This window comes from Sphaerisporangium corydalis, from assembly GCF_025506355.1.
GTDB classification, from domain to species: domain Bacteria; phylum Actinomycetota; class Actinomycetes; order Streptosporangiales; family Streptosporangiaceae; genus Sphaerisporangium; species Sphaerisporangium corydalis.
Genome location: NZ_JANZYP010000141.1, coordinates 1 through 2788 on the forward strand (window position 1 = coordinate 1; position 2788 = coordinate 2788).

General features: G+C 69.9%; 3 protein-coding genes. 2 read left to right on the forward strand and 1 reads right to left on the reverse strand.

The window, feature by feature from the left end:
• Window positions 1-692 (forward strand): family 2B encapsulin nanocompartment shell protein (locus NYZ98_RS41175; protein ID WP_262850981.1); only part of this gene is annotated, 692 nt, incomplete at its 5' end.
• A gap of 160 nt (window positions 693-852) precedes the next feature.
• A complete protein-coding gene (locus NYZ98_RS41180; protein ID WP_262850983.1) occupies window positions 853-2016 on the forward strand; it encodes a polyprenyl synthetase family protein in 1164 nt (387 codons plus the stop codon).
• A gap of 128 nt (window positions 2017-2144) precedes the next feature.
• Here the strand turns inward: NYZ98_RS41180 and NYZ98_RS41185 are convergent, their stop codons facing one another.
• Entirely contained in the window at window positions 2145-2519 is a 375-nt protein-coding gene (locus NYZ98_RS41185; RefSeq protein WP_262850985.1) for a MarR family winged helix-turn-helix transcriptional regulator, read from the reverse strand.
• Between the last annotated feature and the right edge of the window lie 269 nt (window positions 2520-2788).

Sequence of the window (2788 nt, forward strand, 5' to 3'; positions counted from 1 at the left end):
AACCCCAGATCACCCACACCTTCGTCGACTACGAAACCACCCCCCGCGAATACGAACTCAGCGTCGCCCAAACCATCCTCCGCATCCACACCCGCGTCGCCGACCTCTACAACCAACCCATGAACCAAACCCACCAACAACTCCGCCTCACCATCGAAGCCCTCCGCGAACGCCAAGAACACGAACTCATCAACAACCCCCAATTCGGCCTCCTCCACAACGCCGACCTCAAACAACGCATCCACACCCGCACCGGCCCCCCCACCCCCGACGACCTCGACGAACTCCTCTGCCGGCGAAGAAAGTCCCATTTCTTCGTGGCACACCCGCAGACCATCGCCGCGTTCGGCCGGGAATGCAATCGTCTCGGCGTCTACCCGCAGAGCGTCGAGATCGACGGCCACGCCATCCCCTCCTGGCGCGGCATCCCGCTGCTGCCCTGCAACAAGATCCCCGTCACCAAGACCCGCACCAGCTCCATCCTCGTCATGCGCACCGGCGAACAGAACCAAGGCGTCATCGGACTCCACCAAACCGGCATCCCCGACGAATACGAACCCAGCCTCTCGGTCCGATTCATGGGCATCAACGAACAAGCGATCATCTCCTACCTCGTCAGCGCCTACTACTCCGCCGCCGTCCTGGTCCCCGACGCACTCGGCATCCTCGAACACGTCGAAATCGGCCACTGAACGAGTTCGCCCGGCCTGCCGGGCGGCGGTGCGGCACCGCACTAGCAAGACCAGTTTTTGGGCACCATGACGGAGATTGTCAGCGGTAAGTGTGATGAAGTCGATGAAGGTCTCCCCCGGTACGTATCGAGAGCTTGTACGAGGAGAAGGGGTCGCGCGTATGGCCAAGGTGATGACCACGGGCCGGCCGACGAACGAGGTACTGGCCTGGAGCCGCGAACTGGTCGGCCCGGCACTGCGATCAGCGGTGGAGACGTTGCCCCTGTCGATGCGGCGCATCGCGGGCTACCACTTCGGCTGGCTCGACGAGTACGGCCGGGAGGCCACCGCCGACGGCGGGAAGGCCATCCGCCCGGCGCTGGTCCTGCTGGCGGCCGAGGCGGTCGGCGGCACCCCGGAGCCGGCGCTGCCCGCGGCGGTCGCGGTGGAGCTCGTGCACAACTTCTCCCTCCTGCACGACGACGTGATGGACGGGGACGTGACCCGGCGCCATCGCCCCACGGCCTGGAGCGTGTTCGGGGTGAGCGGGGCCATCCTCGCCGGGGACGCCCTGCTGACTCTCGCCTTCGACGTGCTCGGCGCCGGAGGCCACCCGGCGGCGGGCGAAGGCTCCCGGGTGCTCGGCGCCGCCGTTCTCGACCTGGTCGAGGGCCAGAGTTCCGACACCGCGTTCGAGACGCGTGACGACGTCGGGCTGTCCGAGTGCGTGAGCATGGCGGAGGGCAAGACCGGGGCGCTGCTCGGCGGCGCCTGCGCCCTCGGCGCCCTGTTCGGCGGAGGCGACGCGGAGCAGATCGAGCACCTCCGCGGCTACGGCACCCGGCTCGGGCTGGCCTTCCAGCTCGTGGACGACCTACTCGGCATCTGGGGCGACCCCGCCATTACCGGCAAACCCGTCTACTCCGACCTCCGCAGCAGAAAAAAGTCCCTCCCCGTCGTCGCCGCCCTCACCTCCAACACCCCCGCCGGCCACGAACTCGCCACCCTCTACCACCACCCCCATCCCCAACCGGCCGCCCCTCTCCCGACCGTCCACCCAGCCGACACCGGTACCAGCGGACCCTCCGGTGTCGGCGGATCGGCCAACGGCGCCGCCCCGGTCCAAGCCGGCGACCCGGTCCAGGCCGCAGAGCGGGCGAACGCGGACGAGCTGGTGCGGGCGGCCGAGTTGATCGAGGCAGCCGGCGGGCGCGACTGGACGCGGACGCGTGCCGACGAGCTGCTGCTGGAGGCCCTCGCCCTGCTCGCGGCGGCACGACCGGAACCGCGCCCCTCCGCCGAACTCGGCACCCTCGCCCGCCTGGTCACCCACCGCGACCACTGACATCCCTGGCCGCCGGGCTGGATCAGCAGGTCCCAAGAGGGCCGGCGGGTCGGGAGGCCGGCGAGCCCCGGGAAGGTCAGTGGTTCGGGGAGGATCGACGGGTCAGCGGTGAGGAGGAACTCGGGAGGTCAGTGGGTCAGGGTGGCGATTATGCGGTCGAGGGTGGCGAGGTCGGTGGGGTCGAGGTCGCGCAGGGGTGGGGGTGGTTCGCCGAGGATCTCCTCGGCGCGTCCTGCGGCCCTGGCGCCTTCGGGGGTCACCGTCACGACCTTCTGCCGGCGGTCCCCCGGATGCACGTCCCGCACCACCATCCCGCGCCGTACGAGATCGTCCACCACGATCGTGGTGTACGGAGCGTCGGTGGCCAGCTTGGCGGCGAGCTGCCGCATCGTCAGCGGCGCCGCGACCAGGTAGCGCAGCGCCTTGACCCTGATGAAGCTCATGTCGAGCGCGTCGCAGACCTCCTTGCGCCGGTCGTACCGATCGAGCACCAGCGCACGCATCCCCCGCCAAACACGAACAGCCGCCTCCGCACCAGCACTCGCCCCCTCCGGGCTCGGGCCCCCAACCGGACCGGCGCTCGGCGCTTCCGGGCCCGGGACGTGAGGCGGGCCAGATCCGGGGCCGAGGCTCGGGGTTGATACACCGGAAGGCCGGGGGTTGTCCTGGTCGGTCGGGGGGGTGGAGGGACGGGAGTCGCCGGGATCGGCCGATGCGCCGGGGGGTTGGGGGTTGTCCTGGTCGGTCGGGGGGGTGGAGAGGCGGGGGTTGC